Genomic DNA, 20,661 nt, shown 5'->3' on the forward strand with positions numbered 1-20,661 from the left:
TCTTTTCCTTTTAAATTTCTTCCTAGTCGATTTATCCCCTTCTCCCCCGAGTTGTTTTCAAATGAAAACAACACCGCTGATAATAAGTAATAAAACTAAAAATCGGAAACTTTTTTTAATCTCAAATTTGTCCACCTCAGAATCACACTAGTAAATGTCTTTTTATAACGACAAAAAAAAGCAACAATTCGAATGTTACTTTTTCCAATTTATCTTATTCAAAATTTTGTACGCTAGGAGAACTTCAACCTAAAAAAGTAGAATTATGCTAACGACTTTTTTAAAGAAGGGTTCTTTACAGTTATAAAAATTGACTAGCCTCTATCCTAGTCGAATTCCCCCCCTTAACCTGCTTTAGAATGGCTATTATAAGAAAGCTAACAATTACTAATAAGAGCCATGAACTCACCTTTCCTAGGTGAACGAGACTCCATGCTTCGGTTTGGTTTGTATATTGCCAAGCTCCAAAGAACGTTGCAATATTTTCGGCTATCCATATAAAAAATCCGATGAGCACAAAAGAAAGCGCAAGTGGCATACGGTAACAAGTTCCATCAACCTCGTATGTGACCCATGATTGCCAAAAGACGATAATTACAAGTCCACATAACCACCAACGAACATCAATCCAATAATGATGGGTGAAAAAATTCAAATAAATCGCAGCTGCAAGAGGTACAACTACCAAAAACGGTGGCCACTTAACCAGGTCAACCTTTAATCTCCTCCACGCCTGGCAAAGATAACTCGCTACACTTGCGTACATGAATCCGCTATATAAAGGGACACCAAAAATTTTGAAATATCCTTCCTCTGGATAAGACCAGGAGCCCATATGTACCTTAAAAAGTTCAAGAGCAAGTCCAATAAGGTGGAATAATGTGATAACCTTTAGTTCCTCCCGTGTTTCAAGCCCAGAACGTACCATACACCACTGCATCAGAAGACAGATAATGAGCAGCCAATCATAACGAGGAAGGAAGGGTAATGGCATGGATTGTGTAAAAGCCAAAGAGGCAAAAATAACGACAGGAAACAAACATGATAGGGCCTGCTCCCAACCAAAACGAACGAGTTGTTTTAGTGCTCTCATGATTTGTGCCTCCATTCTTGAATGGTTAAATTCATGAGTAACTCCCCTTTGATGCATAACGGAAAAAGGAATCTTTCTTTTCCCTTCCATGTTAAATATTTCTACTATATTAATTTTTGGGTGTCTTCATTACTTCGGTATTCTAAAATATCTCCGGGTTGACATTCTAATGCTTTGCAAATTGCCTCTAAAGTTGAAAGCCTAATTGCTTTTGCCTTTCCATTTTTCAATATAGAAAGGTTAGCCATTGTTATTCCAACCCTCTCCGAAAGTTCTGTTACGCTCATTTTCCTTTTAGCCAGCATCACATCAATATTGATTATAATTGCCATTGTTTACACCTCAGACCGTTAAGTCATTTTCTGATTTTATATCTATGGCATTTTTTAATAGTTTTTGAAGTACAGCAGCAAAAACTGCAACCACAAAGCAACCAAAAATAATTACCATTCCGATTAATATAATTCCTGGAGCATCGTCTACCTCTGCCATGAGATATAAGAGTGGCATAAATACCACATATAAGGCACTGATAGTAATGGCACAGTATTTGATATTCTTTAAAACACTTACAGATAATTCCGAAAACGCCTGGTTCTTGTCAATATAGCTTAAAAGTCTTAAAGTCTGGTACAATGCAACGAAAAATACTACCGCAGTTACATACAACCCGATTAAAAAGGGATATTGTAAATAAGCTAATTTTGGATTTAATTCTGCAAAAAATTCTGCTATCTCAGGCAACAAAAATATACACAAAGCAAGAACAGGAAGTCCCATAAGAACAACAGCGAACTTTAAAAAGAATGTTTCTCGTTTCATAAAAAGCACCTCACTTATTTATTGTCCACTTGACTTTAACACGCGTTTTATCGATTTACAATAAATTATTACTGATTATAATTATGTTTTTATTGATTTATATATATCCCTTTAATTTTAGACAAAGATAAAAAGCAATCCTGATTAGTAAGAAATGCTCTATAACTTTAAACATCTCAATTTTTAACTTGCTACAATTAACCTCCCGTTAGTGCAGTAGTGCAGTAAACTAATAAAGCTGCCTAAAACCAGATCTATGTTCTTTACTGACACCCGTAACTCGGTTAAAAATTTATCCTTAGAATCCATTTATCAACAAATTAATTTAAATGTTGAGTAACAATTGTGTAAGAAAAGATGAACCAATTTTTGTTAAATCGAAAATGAACAAAATTAACACTTAAATTCACCAGGACTCATATTTTGGTCATACAATTCCTTATTAGATGTGGCATTTTCATCAATGAAAAAAAGACCCATCCGATATGGATCAGTCTAATAAGTAAGTTAAAAACCGCACATTATCCATTGTCGTCATTCTCTTTAAGCACGTGATTTATATGGAGAGGCATTCACGCATCTAGTGTGGTTGTTATAAAAAACGCGACATTTTATATTTTTTTATTTTAACGACTAGCGCCTATTAAGATGAAGCATCCCATGTCCTTGCTGACTTCGTGGATAGCCTAGTGACTTTGTGTTTCTTATTAAGAGTTCATAAAGCTCGGGTTCGGTTAGACGGCGATTTCGTTCTTTTTCATGTTTTTCTATCAGAAGTGCCAGCGCTCCTGAAACATGTGGTGCTGCCATGGATGTTCCTGATAGTGAAGCATACTGGCTTCCGGGATACGTTGATAATACTTTTTCGCCTGGCGCTACTAGATCGAGTTGACTGTTGGTATTACTAAACCATGATGGACGTTGTGAGTAGCTGACGGAGCCCACTTCTACCACTTCTTCATATGCTCCTGGATAATTGTATTCCTGTGTATTGGATCTTCCGTCCCCCTCGTTTCCCGCAGCACATACAACGATAATATTATTAGCAACAGCCCTTTTTATTGCATTATGAAGGCTTGGAGGATCATCCGGTGTGCCAAGGGACATGGAGATAATCCTAACCTTTTCTCCTCTCGGCCCTGTCCAGCCAATGGCATAGTCGATTCCCGAAACAATGTCTTCGACTTCACCCTCCCCTGTACCATTCACAACCTTCAAAACGAGCAGTTTGGCTTTAGGAGCGACACCTGTAACGCCTTCACCGGCTGCCGCTATCGTTCCGCACACATGAGTGCCATGTCCATGATTATCTGAATAATTAAGGTGATTACCATTATAATCGTTTGTGAAGTTATACCCACCGATAATTTGCTGCCTTAAATCTGGGTGGTCTCGTTGACAGCCGGTATCCAACACGGCCACGACCACTTGGTCTCCCCTGTATCCTTGTTTCCATAAAGCTGGTGCTTTAATCTTTCTCACGCCTCGAGGGATTGTGGATTCTTCGGTTTTTACTTGTTTTACCGTAACTGGGTTTAAACGTACTGTTGACACACTCTTCACCTTCATTTCATCGAAACTTTAAATCTCTTTATGCTATGAAGGTGGAAAAGCTAATGCTTGTACTATTGCCATTATTTTCTTCGAAAAATACCATCATGGCTTTTTAACCCATTTGGAATTTGGCTGATATATTTTGGATTTGGTACTGGTTTTATGAAAAGAAAAAGCTTAGGCATCTGCTTGCCTAAGCTTTTCCTGCTACTCATTTTATCTTGTTAATGAGTGACGGGTTTCTTAGCCTCCCATTTATCTACTACCGTCACACCTAAGTTTTGATACGTATTCATTTCATTGAAAATCTTTGGAACCTCTTCCAGTGAAATGGTATTCGTTACTAACGCTCCTGGTTTTAATTTTCCTTGGGCTACCATATCCAGCATATAAGGATATCTGGATGGCTGCATGCCAAGTGAGCCGACAATTTGAATTTCTGCAGAAACGATGACATCAATTGGAACAGGAATCATTCCTTCTTCCTCTCTTGTCGTTAAGCCAATTTGTAGATGTCTGCCCCGCTTTCGAAGGCTGCTGATTGATGCTTGGCATGTTTGTTTAATTCCTAAAGCATCCACTGAAACATGCGCCCCGCCCTTCGTAATTTCCCTAATAGCTTCCGGAGCATTATTGTCCTTGGCATTTACAGTTGCTACCGCACCCAATTTCTTGGCAAACTCTAATTTGTCTTCACCAATATCCACTGCGATTACATTGGCGCCCAAGGCTGTCGCAATCTGAATGGCTGATAGGCCGACTCCGCCACAGCCATGAACCGCAACCCATTCACCCGGTCTTACTGCAGCTTGATCCGTGATTCCATGAAAAGCTGTCATAAAGCGGCAGCCCATGCCCGCCGCATCGACGAAGCTAATATTCTCCGGCAATATCACCAAATTCGTATCTGCACACGGTATGTGAGCATATCGCCCATAGCCGCCCCATGTTGAAAAGCCGAGCAATTGGAGATTTTCACAGAGATTATGGTGGCCGCTTTGGCAGTATGGACAGGAGCCATCACCGCTTGTAAACGGAACTAAAACACGGTCTCCTTTTTTAAAATTCTTCACGTTCTTGCCGACTTCCTCAACGACTCCAGTAAATTCATGGCCTAAAACATGGGGAAGCGGAAGTTGGATTCCGATCCAGTCCCAATCCCCCTGCCAGGCATGCCAGTCGCTTCGGCAAACCCCATTTGCTTCTACCCTTACGATTACTCCATCATCTGTACCTTCTGGATCTGGCATTTCACGAACCACCAAAGGTTTCTTAAACTCTTCTAAAACTAAAGCTTTCATAGAGACACCCCTTTACTAATAGTTTTTGAAAAAAATCAACCCTTCTCCGAATCACCATTTGAGTAAACGCTTACAAAATTCTTTTGTTCCTCACATCCTTTTACGTAAACTTTCAATATGTAAATTCTAAGAAGACTTTGGCAGGGGAAGACATGCTAAATGAAGGAATTTTTCCCATACTATTACTTATGGATTTTTCACCCATAATATGACTCATTAAATTTACCTTCATTTCGGTAAAGGCGGTAGTCATAGAGTATGTTTTAAGATGTTACAGTTGGATCTTTTGTTGGAAAATATAACCATTTGAAGTGTTAGCAGAAGTTGTAAAGAGCTTACCTATTGCCTTTTAGGCTCATTGTATCTGCTAGCCGGGGATTTAACGGGAAGCTAGGCAGCATAGTTTGTGTATGTAAACAATGTGTGAGGGGTATAAGATTAAGTAGTATTTTAATTACCCGTTTCAAAAGATTATCAAACACAAATTTTCTGTAATGGAACATTCTTATCAAGGATTACTGGCCAAAGCGCGAAAATAACAGGATAAAAGCATAAAAAAATCCCTTCTAATGAGAAGAGACTAATGTTAATTCATATACAACTTATCAAGATTATTAAATCTCTACTTTACATTCTGGTCGTTGGACCGTTCGATCTTCGTTTCGTTTACACCATAAGCACTGCCAGCAGTAACACTCGCTTAAACATTCAACATCTACCAGTTTTTTCTATACATTGCTTAATTTAGCTTCCATTATTCACTACGAAGATGCCGCCAAGCGGTTTTAATAACAGGGAAAGAAAATATAAGTGTTATAATCACACCTACAAAGGTTAATGCCGCACTTACCATGGTTGGTACCCAAGAATTGGCTGTAAAAAATCCAAATGCTCCTTCCAGAGTACTCGCCACTTGAACTAATAGCCACCCTGCAAAAGCCCCGAATATGAAATGAATCCCTTTATCCACCATACACCCTCCTATGGACAACATGCTATTTTCTCATTGTTGCCTTGTTTTACAAAACTATCCGGTTCATCTTAGTTAAATGGGTGAAAAAACAGTTAGAGAAAGGTTCGATTCTTTTTAGAGCTTGCTAAAGCTGTTTTCCCTTATTTGTTTATACCAGCCCTGTCAGGCTATATACACCGATTACAAAGAAAACGGCTACTGTTTTAATGATTGTAACGGCAAAAATATCCCTGTACGCTTGTTTATGTGTCAATCCTGTAACGGCAAGGATCGTTATGACCGCCCCGTTATGCGGCAGGGAATCCATCCCGCCGGATGCCATCGCAACAACCCGGTGCATTACTTCAGGAGGGATGTTGAAATCTATCGCAGCTTTTAAATATTGTTCGCCCATGGCACTCAGGGCGATCCCCATCCCGCCCGACGCGGAACCAGTAATCCCGGCTAACACATTCGTTGTAACGGCACTATTTACAAGCGGGTTTGTAAATGTTTGCGCAATACCGTCCCTAACAACACCAAAACCCGGAAGCGACGAGATTACGCCGCCGAACCCATATTCCGATGCCGTGTTCATGACCGCAAGCAAGGCACCTGCAATAGCGACATTAATACCTTTTTGGAATCCGCCTACAATTCCTTTAAAATTAAAGGCCATTGTTGCTATAATACCGATAATTAGAGCCATTTCAACAGACCAGATGCTAGTTACTTTCGAAACATCAAGTACGCCGAAATCCTCCAGGCCGATTGAAGCAAAATCGAACCCATCCGGATACCATTTTGGAACAAGCTCGGTAAAGACCTTGTTCATTACCCCTACTAAAATAAGAGGTACAAATGCAAGGAACTGGCGCAAGGTGCTTGTCTTTTCCTTAATTTCCGGAACTTCTGGAGGCGGGGACTTCATAGCTTCTGCAGCAGCAGCCATTTCTCCCTCAGCCTTATCGAATCCATAATAGCCTTCACCCGCTGCCATTAGCTTCTTTGCCCTTGATTGCAGATACAATAAGCCGAGGACGGCAACAAAAGTACCGCCGATAAAACCCAATGTCGGAGCTGCATAAATCGTTGTGTTAAAGAAGGATGTTGGAATGACATTTTGGATCTGAGGCGTTCCTGGAAGCGCATCCATTGTAAAAGAAAGGGCTCCAAGGGCAATTGAACCTGGAATCAGCCGCTTAGGGATATTTGCTTCACGGAACAGGTTTGCCGCAAAAGGATAAACCGCAAACGCCACTACAAATAAGCTTACTCCGCTGTAAGTTAAAATAGCACACATGGCTACAATCGCAAGAATGGCGCGCTTAGCCCCAACCAGGTTTACGATCGTCTTGGCAATGGAGCCTGCCAAACCAGACATCTCCACCAGTTTTCCAAAAATGGCGCCCAATAAAAATACCGGGAAGTAGTTCTTAATGAAATCTACCATCTTTACCATAAAAATGTTTGAATAAAACGGCAAAACATGTTCTGGCTGTGTAAGCACAACAGCCAGCAAGGCACACAGCGGGGCAAATAAAATGACCGAAAACCCTTTGTAGGCAACAAACATGAGCAGGCCTAAGGATAAAACGATAATTATAAGATCCATTCTATCACCTTTAAATTCATAATATTCTGTAATTTATTTGTGCAGCTGGCGAATCTTTGGTCTTTGCCCGCCATTTCAGTACGGGCAAAGACATGATTTTTTTTAGTTTGTTATTTTGGAATAGCGCCGCACGCGAAGCAAGGCTTGCTCCCTGTGGCCGGCAAAGTTTTCAATGTCGCAAAGGCGCTCAGCATATTCGCCAATCATGGCACTCGCTTCCGGGGTACATTCCTGATAGGTGCAAGTTTTCAGGAACTTTCCGACCCAAAGTCCGCCTGTGTAGCGGGCCGCTCCTTTTGTAGGGAGGGTGTGGTTTGTGCCAATTACCTTGTCGCCGTACGCTACGTTCGTTTCAGGACCAAGGAATAAAGCCCCATAATTCGTCATCTTTTCCAGGAAATATCTTGGTTCTTTGGTCAGCACTTCCACATGCTCGTACGCTAATTTATCTGCTTCGACAACAGCTTCATCCAGGTCATCCACTAATATAATGGATCCGTTTTCTTCCCAGGCAAGCCTCGCCACTTCAGCAGTTTCCAGCGTCTCTAACTGCCGTTCAATTTCTCTAAGCGTTTCCTGTGCAAGCTTTTCAGAGGTTGTAATCAACGCTCCTGGCGAGGTAGGGCCATGCTCAGCCTGCCCTAAAATGTCACATGCCACCATTTCTGCATCAGCCGTTTCATCCGCAATGACAAGGATTTCAGTCGGACCTGCCAAGAGGTCAATGCCAACCCGGCCGAAGAGCTGGCGCTTTGCTTCCGCAACATAGGCATTTCCCGGACCAACAAGCATATCAACCGGCTTGATTGTTTCCGTCCCGATCGCCATTGCGGCCATAGCCTGAACGCCGCCGAGAATGTAAATTTCATCTGCCCCCGCTAAAGACATGGCAGCTATCGTTGCAGCAGGGATGTCGCCATTGATCGGAGGCGTACACCCGATTACGCGTTTAACCCCCGCCACTTTTGCCGTTAAAATGCTCATATGCGCTGAAGCAACCATTGGATACCTTCCGCCCGGGATATAACAGCCCACACTGTCTACAGGGATACTTTTATGCCCCAAAATTACTCCGGGAAGCGTTTCAACTTCAATGTCGCGGATGCTTTCCCTTTGTGCCTTTGCAAAGTTTCGGATTTGTTCCTGGGCAAATTTAATGTCTGCAATCGTTTCTTCAGGAACCGATGCCACGATTTTTTCAATTTTTTCCTTTGAAAGCATAAAATTATCAGGTGACCATTTATCGAACTTCTCAGAATAGGAGCGGACAGCCGCATCCCCATTCTTCTCAATTTCTTCGATAACACCCTTCACGGTTTCGTATACTTGCGATTCAAACGTCGCAATTTCTTCTTTGCTTTTTCCTGTTTTTAAAAACTTGGCCATCCCTTGGTCCTCCTTTGCCACCTATTAATAACGGGCAGTCAGCATTTTTTTGCGCGTGTAGAACTCCACGCCATCCCGGCCGTTTGCATGAAGATCTCCATAAAATGACTTCTTATAGCCGGAGAATGGGAAGAAGGCCATTGGTGCAGGAACACCCATGTTGATGCCCAGCATGCCTGCATCAATATTGTCACGGAACTCGCGGACTGCCTTAGCACTATCTGTAAATAGGCAAGCTCCATTTGCAAATTCCGATTTGTTCGTTACCTCAATCGCTTCTTCCAATGAATCCACGCGGACGACAGACAGAACAGGGGCGAAAATTTCTTCATTCCAGATTTTCATTCCCGGCTTCACTTCATCAAAAATGGTCGGTCCAACAAAATAGCCCTCGCCGCTGACCGCCTGATCATTGCGTCCGTCCCTGATAAGTTTGGCTCCTTCAGCTTCTCCAGCTTCAATATATTGGATCGTCTTTGCTTTATGTGAATCACGGATTACCGGCCCCAAAAAGACTCCCTTTTCCATTCCGTTTCCTATTTTAATTTCTTCTGCCGCATCCACTAATTTTCCTACCAATTGGTCGCCGATTTCTCCGACCGCTACCACAACCGCACAGGCCATGCAGCGCTCACCCGCGGAACCAAAAGCTGCACCGAGAATATTTGTAACCGCAAGATCCAAATCTGCATCAGGCAAAACGATCGAGTGATTCTTCGCACCGGCAAGAGCTTGTACACGCTTTCCGTTTGCTGCTGCCGTTTTATACACATATTCCGCAACAGGCTGGGAACCAACGAAAGACACGGCCTTTACTTTTTCATGTTCTAAAATTCCGTTCACTACGTCATGTGCTCCATGGACAATATTTAACACCCCATCCGGCAATCCGGCTTCTTTAAATAATTCAGCCAGGCGGTTCGCAAGCAGCGGAGTGCGCTCCGATGGTTTCAGTACAAACGAATTGCCGCACGCAATCGCCAGCGGGAACATCCAGCAAGGAACCATCATCGGGAAGTTGAATGGCGTAATCCCGCCCACAACCCCGATTGGGTAGCGGTACATGCCGGATTCAATTCCTGTGGCAATATCCGGAAGTTGCGACCCCATCATTAAGGTAGGAGCACCAGCTGCAAATTCAACGCATTCAATCCCTCGTTGCACTTCACCGTAGGCTTCTTCAAAGCTTTTTCCATTTTCTTGGGTGATCAGTTGGGCTAATTCATCCCAGTGCTCAATAAGAAGCTGCTGATAGCGGAACAAAATCCGGGCACGCTTAGGGACAGCGACGGCTTTCCATGATTTAAAAGCCTCATCGGCAGCTGCGACCGCATCATCCAGATCCTGGCGTGTAGAAATTGGCACATAAGCAAGGGCTTCCCCCGTTGCAGGATTTGGAACAACTTCTGTTTTATCCGAACCGGATTCAACCCAACGGCCGCCGATAAAGTTTTTAAGTACTTTCGTTTCTGTAGTGATAGACATTATAATTCTCCTTTTCTAATAAATTATTGATTATTAATTGATAGGGTAGCTGCGCCTGCTGAAAAATCATAGCTGAAACAGCGATGATAGAGATCTACTATTTCTTCATGTGTCGGAACTCTCGGGTTGTTGCCCGGGCTTCCGCTCGCTAATGCATCGACAGCCATTTTATCAACGACTTGGCCAAACCTGTCTTCATCCAGGCCCCAAGCTTTCATGTTCGGAATTTGCAAATCACGGCAAAGCTTCTTTATTTCCCGAATGGCAGCATCTGCTAATTCTTCATTTGTTACCGCTTCCAAACCTGGGCAAATAATACGGCCTACCTCAGCTAACGAATCAATTGCGGATTCTTTCGTGAATTCAAGGACAGCCGGCAGCAGCATGGCATTCGATACACCATGCGGTACGTGGAACAATGCTCCAATCGGCCGGGACATCCCGTGGACGAGGGTCACGGAAGCATTTGAAAAGGCAAGGCCTGCCTGCATGGAGGCAATCGCCATTTTCTCCCTTGCTTCTAAATCTTCCCCGTTTTCGTACGCTCTTCTCAAGTAATTTACAATACTCTCAATCGCTGAGAGCGCCATGTTATCCGTCAAAGGCTGTGATTTCCGAGAAATATATGCCTCAATGGCATGGCACAGGGCATCGACTCCAGTTGCCGCGGTAACATGAGGCGGCGTTGAAATCGTAAGCGTTGGATCCACAATGGCCACACATGGCAGGAAAGCAGGATGTTTGATCATCATTTTAATATCATCTTTTGTGTTGGTTATAACCGTAACATTGGTTACTTCTGAACCGGTTCCCGCTGTGGTCGGAATCGCAATAAGCGGAAGGGGATCTTTTTCAATAGGCGTCTTGCCTCCCATATAATCACCTATGTATCCGCCATTTGTTGCAAGCACCGCAACTGCTTTGGCGGCATCGATACAGCTGCCCCCTCCTATTGCCACAATCACTTCACATTGTTCCCTGAGGCAAAGCTCCAGCGCTTCAGCTACATGGACATCTGTTGGTTCTGAGTTCACATCCAAAAATTCAATGTATGGAATATTATTCTGATTCAAAAGTTGCTGGCAGCTTTTTACATGGCCGATTTTTTCCATAACCCGGTCACTGACAATCAGTGCTTTCTTCCCCAGGGCTGCAGCATGTTCCCCAAGTTGGTTTAAGGAATTTGTACCGTAATAAACGGCTTTTGGCATACGAAACTCTGAAAAGGTTTTCATTTTTTCCCTCCTTGCTCTCTTCATCTGTAAAAGATGCAAGAAGCGTGCCAACTTTTAAATCCCTTTGCCTTGCTATTTTTTTTGCAAAAGTGTCCAAAATATCCTACACAATTGTCCGGACAGTGTACAATCATACGGACACATTTCCTATCAGTCCATGTTTTTTCAGTTTTTCATAGAGAGTGGATCGTTGAATTCCAAGTTTTCTTGCTGCAGCCGCCTTATTGCCGTTCACCTCTCTAAGCGCCTGGATAATCGCCTCTTTTTCACTGGAGAGCATCTTGTCTTTTACTTCTTCCAACACATTTTGTTTAGGGGCAGAAAATGGCTCAAATGCGGGTTTATGACTGGAAAAGTGGCTTTTCCCAAGAATATGCCCCGGCAAATCATGTTCTGAAATTTCCTGCCCTTCCGCGAGACTCACGAGCATTTCAACCGTATTAATCAGCTCCCTGACATTCCCTGGCCACTTATATTCTTTCAATGCGGCCATAGCGTTCACAGATAAAAACTTTTGCGGAAGGCTAAAATCTTCGCTAAAGAAACGAAGGTGGTGGGAAAGCAGAAGTGGAATATCTTCCTTTCTTTCACGTAAAGGAGGCAAATTTAGCCTGATAATATTCAGGCGATAATATAAGTCCTCGCGAAATGTACCTTTCCTTACCATTTCTTCAAGCATTACATTGGTCGCTGCGACAATCCGCACGTCGACTTGCTGGCTCTTTATCCCGCCGACCCGCTCCACTGTTCGATCCTGCAGCACCCGGAGGATTTTTGCCTGCATCGGCAAGGTCATGTCGCCAATTTCATCAAGGAATAATGTCCCTTTATGAGCCAATTCGAATTTCCCCTGCTTCCCCCCTTTACGTGCTCCCGTAAATGCGCCCTCTTCATAACCAAACAATTCTGCCTCTAGCAGATGTTCCGGTATTGCGGCGCAATTAACACTTACAAACGGGCCTTCTGCATAAGGGCTTCTATGATGGATCGCTTCCGCAAAAAGTTCTTTCCCCGTCCCGCTTTCACCAGTGATCAAAACTGTGGAAGGTGTCTTGGCGGCCTTCCCAGCCATTTTTTTAACAGAAAGGATGGCATCGCTATTGCCGATTATTTTTTCAAAGTACCGATTATCCTTCAAATTGTCCTGAGTCAACAAGGTGCTTTCGGTCACTTTTCGAGACAATTCCTGCATGCGGCCAAGAATATTATAAAGCTCGGTTACTCCTTCAAAGATTAGCATCCCAATCGCACCGATGACCTCGCCCTCTTTCCGGATCGGAATTCGATGAACCACCATATCCTGTCCTTGGATCCGCTGTATATACCCTCTTTCCTCAACCCCAGTAACACTAACGATATGGAGCCTTGTATTGTCGATGACCTCTGTAACATGCTTCCCAATTACTTCTTCACGCCTTCTCCCGATAAAACGGCAATAGGCATTATTAAATTCATGAATGATTCCATCTTTATCAATCACTGCTATTCCTTCGTAAGCGCTTTCTAAAATAACATTTAACGTCTCCGCGGTATGTATCGTTTCTTGTAGTTGGCCCGAAATGTAAAAATAGGAGTGCAGTATATCGGTCCTAGTCAGCATCCCAATTAGACGTCCCTGTTCATCGACAACGGGCAAGCGTCCGACGGGAATTTTATAGGCTTTTTCAATTGTGTCATCAGGCCCTATTGTTACGACTGAAGCATTCATCACTTCTCCCACCCGTGTTTCTGGCGGTTTACCTTCCACAAATAATTTCATCAATCGTGACTTCGTAATCAGCCCAATTACCTGCTGCTCGAAAGAAATGACCGGAAGTCCATCAATATGGTGTAGATCCAATAAATGTACCGCTTCCTTCAATGTGTGACTGGTAAGCAAGGAAAAAGGATTTGCTGTCATCCATTTATGAACTGGCTCTATATTTTTCACTTTTTCATAATCGGCAGCAGCGTATTCTTTTCTTCCATCAACCATGGCAAAACCTCCTCACCCGAATGGGGAACTTTTGCTCCATTATACATAACATATTCATAAAGTGTCCGCATTTTCGACACATGTATAGAAAACAGACGTTTTTAAAATTACAAAAAAGGGATTGCTAAGCAGGAGCACATTAAGGGATTTCCCTACATATTGGAGCATTTGGCGGTTAGAAGGAGCCGTTCTTGTGAAGAACGTAAAACTAGTTTTGTTTCCAAGCGCCCCAGGTTTTTGAGAATTGTTTCTAGATGAGAGTTTAGTTTCGTACCATGCCCCTCTAAACTTCTTTTTGCCTGTTCAGGCTTTTGCCCTGGTCTTGATGCTTGTGTTTCCTGCTCCTAGAATATGGGATACACGATATGAAGGAAATGAAGATCGCCTAAAAAACACAAAACCCCAAGAAGAAAAAACAGTAAAGTCGATTCTTCTTGGGATTCCCCATTTGAATTATTTAGGTTAAAGTGTTTTTTACTATAATCTATAAATATGTCCGTTAGGAAATACAGCAATAAGCGATTTGGTGTTTACCTGGAAAAATACCCCTTATAACAGTTTCCTAGGGCATGCGTTTAGCAGGGAATGCCAAGTTTTGCATGAGGGAGGTCCCTCGCCTTCCTATTATAAAAATTTTTTAAGGTGTTTAAGTGATGATCAATAATTGTAACAATTATATTATAATCAGTTATTCTCAGAAAGGTAGGAACAACAATAATCTACAACAGAATGAACCTTTAATAAAAAGCTTTCATCTGCAGGTACATAAAACACTCCATTATTTTCAATCGTTTTCCACTCTTGCCCCTTTAATTTATAGTCAAGAATACCTGTTTGAATATTCATTTCTTCTTTTTGAGATGTTGAAAATTCGTATTCTCCTGGAAGCATTATTCCTAAAGTTTTCCGGGTTCCATCAGGAAATTCGATCGTTCTGCTTGTTACCTTTCCATCAAAATAGATGTTTGCTTTTGTACTGATTGTTACATTACTAAATTCTGACATTAAATCCATCCTCTCACTTTTCTTTCCTCATTTAATCATAAAAACTTCCAATGGGAAACTTAAAATAATAGAATAATCAAAAAAGTATTTAAATTCTTATTTTAATGGTAGAAGTAGGGCATTGGAAATGTTCCTGCTTATCTACCAGGGAAGAAATTCTTTCATGCTAACACTGTTAGATTTCTTTTACACATAATGTCTTTCCACTATGGATCATTAGGTTTCATATGTTCCTCCACTGCTTAAGATCTGAAAAAGACAAAAAAGCGATAAAAAATCATCGCTTTTATATTCTGTTCATCAATCTTGTATTTCGGTTGAAAAAATTGTTGGAAACACTCCTTAATATTTCACGTAATAGTTCCCATAAAGAATACTCCCCTTTAAGTAGACTTTGTTCCTCTAAACCCTAAAAGAACCCTGTCTACTTATTGGGGAGCGTATCATTGGCCCGTCGCTTTAACGCATTACCGAACTGGGGTACTTATATCTTAGGCGCCATGTTTATTCAATCCAAAATGGTGGTAAATAGAATAAATTGTTATCAAACTCAAGACACAATATCAAGTGATTGAAAAACGTACAGAGATAGAGAGGAATGGCTGTCAGTCAATGGCGAAAGTAAATACAACTTATGTAATTAAATCTAAAAATGAATATATTCGAGCACCTTATTTATGTGAAGGTTCCATACACTTAACCAAGTCTTTTTTCAATGCTTCGTATTTTACAACGAAAAGTGATGCCATACATTTTCTTGAAGAACTCGTCTTGACGAATAGCAGCATGTTTGATCCTAATATAATGCGTACCAACATATCCATTGTTAAAGTTACCATCGAAAATATTATTGAAGAAAATGTCGGTAATTATAAGCCCAAGGTTGTATCGTTTCCAAACAAAACCGCCCGTCATTCTGAATAATTATAAACCCCAGTAAAATTCGAATGCTGGATTTTCCTCTATAACTTCTACCCTCACAATATCCGAAAAATGAATTTTTATTATGTAATAATCATCTTTTTGCTGCTCTAAGTAAATCATCTTATGTATGGGATCTAATCTGTGAACTAATCCCTCATAGTCCCATTCAAACCCATCTTCCCATGCTGTTATTTTCACGAGAAACGTAAATTCCATTGCATAGCATATTTTGTTTTCAGACTCTTCCAGTTGATACTGATCAAGTATCGGTTTAGCTTGTCGATAATAGTCCTTTTTCAATTCGTTTAGCATCTGCTGATGTTCCGGCATAAAGAAAGCGCCTTGCCATTTTATTTTTCCTCTGTCCTTAAGTCCCATAATAATCACTCCTAATGTTATTATAGAACAAATGTTCTCGTTTATGCATAAAAAAATATGCCTATTGCTCGGAAAATCTATACACCCTTTAACAAACAAATGCATTTATTTTCCTTATAGGGGACATACTACATTTCGGATAAAGTTTTGGCTTACATAAGAACTTATTCACAAATTAAAAATTGGAGGGATAATTAATGGGACAACACGATCCGTACAATGCATTCTTATATCATTTAGGTCAAAGCGAGGAATACAAACGCATGAAAGAAGCGAATGCGCATGATGCAAGATCTTATTATGCTTATGGGGCTAGAGAAAGTGAAGAAAAAGCAAGAGCGTATGATTACAGGGCAATGCTGGGAAGCCAGTTCCAAACACCTGCTGTAACAGAACCTGTTCATGTGCATTATAACCGTTAATAAAATTCTTTCGACAAACTGTAGGTGAACCTGCAGTTTGTCTTTTTGTTTAAATGATGTAGAGGAGCGTTGCCGATCAAGAATAAGTAATTTAGTATACTTTGTGTCAGGGTATCATTGTATCCCCGAAGAAAAAGAATTTTTTCCTCTCTAATTGTGATAAAAAAATAAATGTGCCTAAAATCCGCTTACACGATTTCAGACACATTCACGCCGCATACGGTTATCTTAAGGTATCCATATAAAAGGAAAAGTACACCTTGGTCCTACTCCCTTTTATGAATTACTTGTTTGAAGAATAATCCCGGTTTAATCTTCGCCGCCATCAAAGAAATCACCAAAGTCTTCTCCCGCATCTTCAAGCATATCCTCTTCCATCCCAAATGCATCAGCAGCACCTTCCATCATACCATCCACATCAAGGCCATCCATGAGTTCGCTCAACAGCATACCGCCTAATACCCCTGCTGCAAGTCCGCCAACCATGCCGCCGATCCCATGAGACTTACCGCCTCTAAATTGAGATTGATAAGAAAAAGGCTGTCTGAATAATTGAGGATTCGCCATTACCTCAGAAATTCTTTCATTGAAAAAATCAGTAAGCTTTTCTTCATTCTCAAGCAATTCATTCCCTGCGAGGAATTCAGTTTTTGCCTCAATTTCTTGGAACCCATTTCGGCAATCAACTTCCATCCATACACGTATCCCTGCTGGCTCGTTCGCAAAACGCAGCTCCAGTTCGTGTATCTGTCCTGTAAAGGATTGGGTTGGGAAAAATTCAAATTCCTGCCCATATGTATCGATTTTTCCTGATGTCGCTTTTTCTCTAAAGCCTAAACGTTCAACGGCATGAAAAATAGCTTGCACTCGATCAGGGGCGGCAAGTATTACATGATCCAAATCTGAGCGGTCTATCCCGCCTTCTATATCTAAATGTGTATCGAAGTAATAAGAGATTGAACCCCTCGATAATGGGAGGTCAGTTGGAATGGTATAGTGAAAAGGAAAACGTCTTTCCTGCTTCGCTTCTATACTAAAAGGTCCGCTAATCGGTACAGTCGCCACTTGACGGGAAACAGCTTCCCCACGGTGTGTGTTAACCCTCATCATAAATCGTACAGATAAATGATTAATTTGTTGGGTAACCTCTCCCCCTTGGATCATAAATTCACCATTTAAGGTTTCACCAGCCTTGTATGGACGGTTTTCAAACCGTAAATCCACTAAGGCAGCGCCTTTTCCTAACTTCGCCAAAAATTTCTTAAACAATCGAAACACTCCTTTTGTTGGTAGAATAACAATCATTATCAACAAGAAAAAATTTTCTCCTGAAACTATACAACACCCCGGTGTATTTCACTCCAGTGTTCCCATGTATGTTAATACGTTTTACCCTTTTATAGGTTTCATAATTCTTTCAGTTTTATTTTTAGTCGCAGTTTAGAGATTTCGAGATTTGAACCATATGGAACACAAGAGACCATTTAATGAAAATGGTATATCCTATTTGATCTGTCCCACCAAAAAGCTTCATCATTCTAGTGCTGTCAATCCTATAGTTTTGCTTGATACTTAATGTCTACTGCATACGGACTGCTGCTCATGTGTTGCCTTTTTGAAGTATGAAAGTTTGTGCGGTTTTCAGTTTTTCTAACACCAACGTTTAATAGGTAAAAACAAAATCTGAAATAAAGATTCACAATTAAACGTGTCTTTTCATCATTTTTTATAAATCGCTTCTCTGATTAAAAACGGGCGGTCACTTTTTAAGCTTGTACATATTATAAAATTGAGCGCCGAACCTTTATGAGAGTAAGTGGCGCGAGCTTAATAGCCTTTAATAAAGGAGGGAATGACGATGGGTGAAAGAAGACGCGACACTGCCTTTGTTCTAGTTATTTTCGTTCTCTTGGTGATTATTTTAGGTTTCTCTTTCTATTAAGCAGTAACTAGTAAACCATAACGAAAAGGAGTGACTTTCATGGGTGAAGAATACGGACGTGGCAGCCAAGCTGCATTTGTTCTTGTTATCTTCGTTCTCTTGGTGATTATTTTAGGCTTCACTTACTAATAAATAGTAACTTATAAACCTTAAAGAAAAGGGGTGTTTTCATGGGTGGAGAATACGGACGTGGCAGCCAAGCTGCATTTGTTCTTGTTATCTTTGTTCTCTTGGTCATTATAACAGCAAGCGAGTTCTTCTATTAAAAAGTAACTAGTAAACCATAACGAAAGGAGTGGTTTTCATGGGTGGAGATTACGGACGCGGCGGCCAAGCTGCATTTGTTCTTGTTATCTTTGTTCTCTTGGTCATTATAACAGCAAGCGAGTTCTTCTATTAAAAAGTAACTAGTAAACCATAACGAAAGGAGTGATTTCCATGGGTGAAGAATACGGACGTGGCAGCCAAGCTGCATTTGTTCTTGTTATTTTCGTTCTGTTGGTCATCATTTTAGGTTTCACTTACTAATAAACCGTGTCTAGCAAATTTCCGTGGAAGGAGTGATTTTCATGGGTGAAGAGTATGGACGTGGCACAACCGCTGCATTTGTTCTTGTTATTTTCGTTCTGTTGGTCATCATTTTAGGTTTCACTTACTAATAAACCGAATCTAATAAATTTTGATGGAGGGAGTGATTGCTATGGGTGAAGAGTACGGACGCGGTAGCCAAGCTGCATTTGTCCTTGTTATCTTCGTTCTGTTGGTGATCATCGTAGGAACAGAGTTCTTCTATTAATTAGTTAGTGATCAGAAAGAAGCCTAATAATTGGCCAAGCCCAGTGTGGTACGAGCCCATTGTTAGGCTTTTTCCTTTTTTCAAAAAGAACAAGCTTAGTACGCCTTATCTACTAACCTTATTCCAGCTTCTAAAGTTATTTTCTTCAGCAAGTAAACTTTAATCAGTGTGTTTATTCTACACGTTTTTGATTTTTCGAGTTCCACTCGTCTCGCTTACACTTGCAAAAGGCGAACCGTCCCTGTTTACTTTAGTCTTTCAAAAAGCCACGGACACCGTAAGTTCCTGCTAAAGGGTATAATTCATTATTGTTCTCCTTTCTTATCAGGAAAAAAAAAGAAGCATCTACGCGATGCTGATGCTTCTTCTCCCATAGCTTTATATTAGCCCTCCTCTTTTTCACTCTTCAGCCTTTCAATCTCTCTATTTAACTCTTCTTCATTTACATAGTTTCGATAGGAAGCATCGTGCTGTGCTAGCGGACTGGCAAATTGGCTGCCAACTTGCACCTCAGCTTCCATTAATAAAATGCGTTCTTCTGTTCGGGCAACCCCTCTGGCAATATTAGCTGTATGGAAGGTTTCGGTAGCCTTTTGAACCTGTTTAATGGTTTGCGCTACATTCGCGCGTGATGCCAATAGAATTTTCTTATGCTGTAATTCTTGATAAGTTTCTTGCAATTCACTTATTTTTTCTTTTAGGGTTTGGGTTTGGTGCTGAATTGCTTCAAATTGCTGCTCATATACCTCAAGCTGCTTTTCGTGAGATAACTTTTCTTGTACAGCTAATTTCGCGATCGTATCCTCGCCCTGCTCAATGGCCAGTTTTGCCTGACGGGTTCTTTTTTCGATTACATTCTTTGTTTCCACAACAATAGCCGCTTGTTTATTTTCTGCATAAATCTGGCGGGAAAGAGCATTCTGCGCTCTTGCCAATTCTTTTTCCATTTCTCTTGAATATTCATTCAGCATGGCGATCGGATCTTCCAGCCTATCCAGCAATCCATTCATATCAGCTTTTGCAATTGTTTTTATTCTTTTAAAAATACCCATTTTATACATTCTCCCTTTTATTACCTAAATTTTTTTCCCATTCATCTAACATTCTTTCATTTTGGCTCTTAAACGGTTTATGTGAACTAATGATAGAGGTATCGATAAATTGTTGCTTGGAAGATGCCTTTGCTTTCTTTCTTAGCCATTTTACTAGGAAAGCCACTATAGCAGTTCCAATAATTAGGAATAATAGGAGTCCCAACCAGGACAAATCTCCTCCATGATGATGAGATCCGTACATGTGGCCTCCGTGGCCTTCGAATCCTCCTCGTGGTTCCATTCCTCCTGGACCATGGTGTCCATGTCCGGCTGCCAAGGCGTTATATCCACCTAACAGAGAGGAAACTCCGAGAACGATTGGAGTGACGATCGCACCACCCAAGATCGTTTTTATCACCTTAGCCTTCATCTCTTTTTCTCCTCCTTTCGTTCTTGATATTCGTAGTTTAGTAGGTTTTAGTGAAAACTTGGTGAAATGGAAAAAGTTTTGTAAAAAATGATAGAGAAAAATCGTGGCGGGAACGTAAAAAGTTGGTGCATTAAAATAAATACATGCGTGGATTCTATTTACGATACATTGCGTAACTTTGAATCTGGATGCCTTGTTTTGTTAAACGATTCGGTTCGCAGGCTAAAGGCGTCACGTCCTATGACAACGCCTGCATGACCCACATCCTGTGGGCCTCGGCGAATGTTCAGCTTCGACAGACGTTGGAGAGCC

Annotated in this window: 20 protein-coding genes; 4 read left to right on the plus strand and 16 right to left on the minus strand. The window is 41.2% G+C overall.

What is annotated here, in order from left to right:
• Window positions 1–301 precede the first annotated feature (301 nt).
• The 12 genes from CUU64_RS17625 to ppnP form a co-directional block, all read right to left on the minus strand.
• Complete coding sequence (locus tag CUU64_RS17625) at window positions 302–1,093, minus strand: DUF817 domain-containing protein (RefSeq protein WP_101634944.1); 792 nt, start codon at window positions 1,091–1,093, stop codon at window positions 302–304.
• A 104-nt stretch (window positions 1,094–1,197) separates the two neighbouring features.
• Window positions 1,198–1,425: a helix-turn-helix domain-containing protein gene (locus CUU64_RS17630; protein ID WP_101634945.1), complete on the minus strand. Its 228-nt coding sequence runs from the start codon at window positions 1,423–1,425 to the stop codon at window positions 1,198–1,200.
• A gap of 10 nt (window positions 1,426–1,435) precedes the next feature.
• Window positions 1,436–1,915, minus strand: coding sequence for a DUF2975 domain-containing protein (locus tag CUU64_RS17635; RefSeq protein WP_101634946.1), 480 nt, complete (start codon window positions 1,913–1,915; stop codon window positions 1,436–1,438).
• A gap of 633 nt (window positions 1,916–2,548) precedes the next feature.
• Window positions 2,549–3,469, minus strand: a complete 921-nt coding sequence (locus CUU64_RS17640) for a S8 family peptidase (protein WP_101634947.1) — start codon at window positions 3,467–3,469, stop codon at window positions 2,549–2,551.
• Between the two features lie 224 nt (window positions 3,470–3,693).
• Window positions 3,694–4,770 carry a zinc-dependent alcohol dehydrogenase family protein gene (locus CUU64_RS17645; protein ID WP_101634948.1) on the minus strand — a complete coding sequence of 359 codons (1,077 nt, stop codon included), beginning with the start codon at window positions 4,768–4,770 and terminating at the stop codon, window positions 3,694–3,696.
• Between the two features lie 754 nt (window positions 4,771–5,524).
• Complete coding sequence (locus CUU64_RS17650) at window positions 5,525–5,740, minus strand: hypothetical protein (RefSeq protein WP_101634949.1); 216 nt, start codon at window positions 5,738–5,740, stop codon at window positions 5,525–5,527.
• A gap of 151 nt (window positions 5,741–5,891) precedes the next feature.
• Window positions 5,892–7,337 (minus strand): GntP family permease, encoded by a 1,446-nt coding sequence (locus tag CUU64_RS17655; protein WP_101634950.1) that lies wholly within the window; start codon window positions 7,335–7,337, stop codon window positions 5,892–5,894.
• A 102-nt stretch (window positions 7,338–7,439) separates the two neighbouring features.
• Window positions 7,440–8,723: a histidinol dehydrogenase gene (gene hisD, locus CUU64_RS17660; RefSeq protein ID WP_101634951.1), complete on the minus strand. Its 1,284-nt coding sequence runs from the start codon at window positions 8,721–8,723 to the stop codon at window positions 7,440–7,442.
• A gap of 24 nt (window positions 8,724–8,747) precedes the next feature.
• Entirely contained in the window at window positions 8,748–10,208 is a 1,461-nt protein-coding gene (locus CUU64_RS17665; RefSeq protein ID WP_101634952.1) for a CoA-acylating methylmalonate-semialdehyde dehydrogenase, read from the minus strand.
• A gap of 23 nt (window positions 10,209–10,231) precedes the next feature.
• Complete coding sequence (locus CUU64_RS17670) at window positions 10,232–11,443, minus strand: iron-containing alcohol dehydrogenase (RefSeq protein ID WP_101634953.1); 1,212 nt, start codon at window positions 11,441–11,443, stop codon at window positions 10,232–10,234.
• Window positions 11,444–11,573: 130 nt separating this feature from the next.
• Window positions 11,574–13,418 carry a sigma-54-dependent Fis family transcriptional regulator gene (locus CUU64_RS17675; RefSeq protein ID WP_101634954.1) on the minus strand — a complete coding sequence of 615 codons (1,845 nt, stop codon included), beginning with the start codon at window positions 13,416–13,418 and terminating at the stop codon, window positions 11,574–11,576.
• 684 nt (window positions 13,419–14,102) lie between these two features.
• Window positions 14,103–14,423 carry a pyrimidine/purine nucleoside phosphorylase gene (ppnP, locus tag CUU64_RS17685; RefSeq protein ID WP_101634956.1) on the minus strand — a complete coding sequence of 107 codons (321 nt, stop codon included), beginning with the start codon at window positions 14,421–14,423 and terminating at the stop codon, window positions 14,103–14,105.
• 567 nt (window positions 14,424–14,990) lie between these two features.
• Between ppnP and CUU64_RS17690 the strand changes: the two genes are divergently transcribed.
• Window positions 14,991–15,347, plus strand: a complete 357-nt coding sequence (locus CUU64_RS17690; RefSeq protein ID WP_142383652.1) for a hypothetical protein — start codon at window positions 14,991–14,993, stop codon at window positions 15,345–15,347.
• Here the strand turns inward: CUU64_RS17690 and CUU64_RS17695 are convergent, their stop codons facing one another.
• Window positions 15,348–15,725 carry a YolD-like family protein gene (locus CUU64_RS17695; RefSeq protein WP_101634958.1) on the minus strand — a complete coding sequence of 126 codons (378 nt, stop codon included), beginning with the start codon at window positions 15,723–15,725 and terminating at the stop codon, window positions 15,348–15,350.
• Between the two features lie 197 nt (window positions 15,726–15,922).
• On the opposite strand from CUU64_RS17695, the gene CUU64_RS17700 reads away from it, so the two are divergent.
• A complete protein-coding gene (locus CUU64_RS17700; protein WP_101634959.1) occupies window positions 15,923–16,147 on the plus strand; it encodes a hypothetical protein in 225 nt (74 codons plus the stop codon).
• A gap of 309 nt (window positions 16,148–16,456) precedes the next feature.
• Here CUU64_RS17700 and CUU64_RS17705 read toward each other — a convergent pair whose 3' ends face one another.
• Window positions 16,457–17,416 carry a sporulation protein gene (locus CUU64_RS17705; protein ID WP_101634960.1) on the minus strand — a complete coding sequence of 320 codons (960 nt, stop codon included), beginning with the start codon at window positions 17,414–17,416 and terminating at the stop codon, window positions 16,457–16,459.
• 843 nt (window positions 17,417–18,259) lie between these two features.
• Between CUU64_RS17705 and CUU64_RS17710 the strand changes: the two genes are divergently transcribed.
• Window positions 18,260–18,355 (plus strand): sporulation protein YjcZ, encoded by a 96-nt coding sequence (locus tag CUU64_RS17710; protein WP_101634961.1) that lies wholly within the window; start codon window positions 18,260–18,262, stop codon window positions 18,353–18,355.
• 38 nt (window positions 18,356–18,393) lie between these two features.
• Entirely contained in the window at window positions 18,394–18,489 is a 96-nt protein-coding gene (locus tag CUU64_RS17715; RefSeq protein ID WP_101634962.1) for a sporulation protein YjcZ, read from the plus strand.
• 779 nt (window positions 18,490–19,268) lie between these two features.
• On the opposite strand, the gene CUU64_RS17720 is transcribed toward CUU64_RS17715, so the two are convergent.
• Window positions 19,269–19,937: a PspA/IM30 family protein gene (locus CUU64_RS17720; RefSeq protein WP_180954660.1), complete on the minus strand. Its 669-nt coding sequence runs from the start codon at window positions 19,935–19,937 to the stop codon at window positions 19,269–19,271.
• A 1-nt stretch (window position 19,938) separates the two neighbouring features.
• The gene (locus tag CUU64_RS17725; RefSeq protein WP_101634964.1) at window positions 19,939–20,349 is read right to left on the minus strand and encodes a hypothetical protein; all 411 of its coding nucleotides are present in this window, start codon (window positions 20,347–20,349) and stop codon (window positions 19,939–19,941) included.
• Window positions 20,350–20,661 lie beyond the last annotated feature (312 nt).

Origin of the sequence: Bacillus sp. V5-8f, from assembly GCF_002863565.1 — a bacterium.
In the GTDB taxonomy this organism is placed as follows: Bacteria; Bacillota; Bacilli; order Bacillales; family DSM-1321; genus Peribacillus.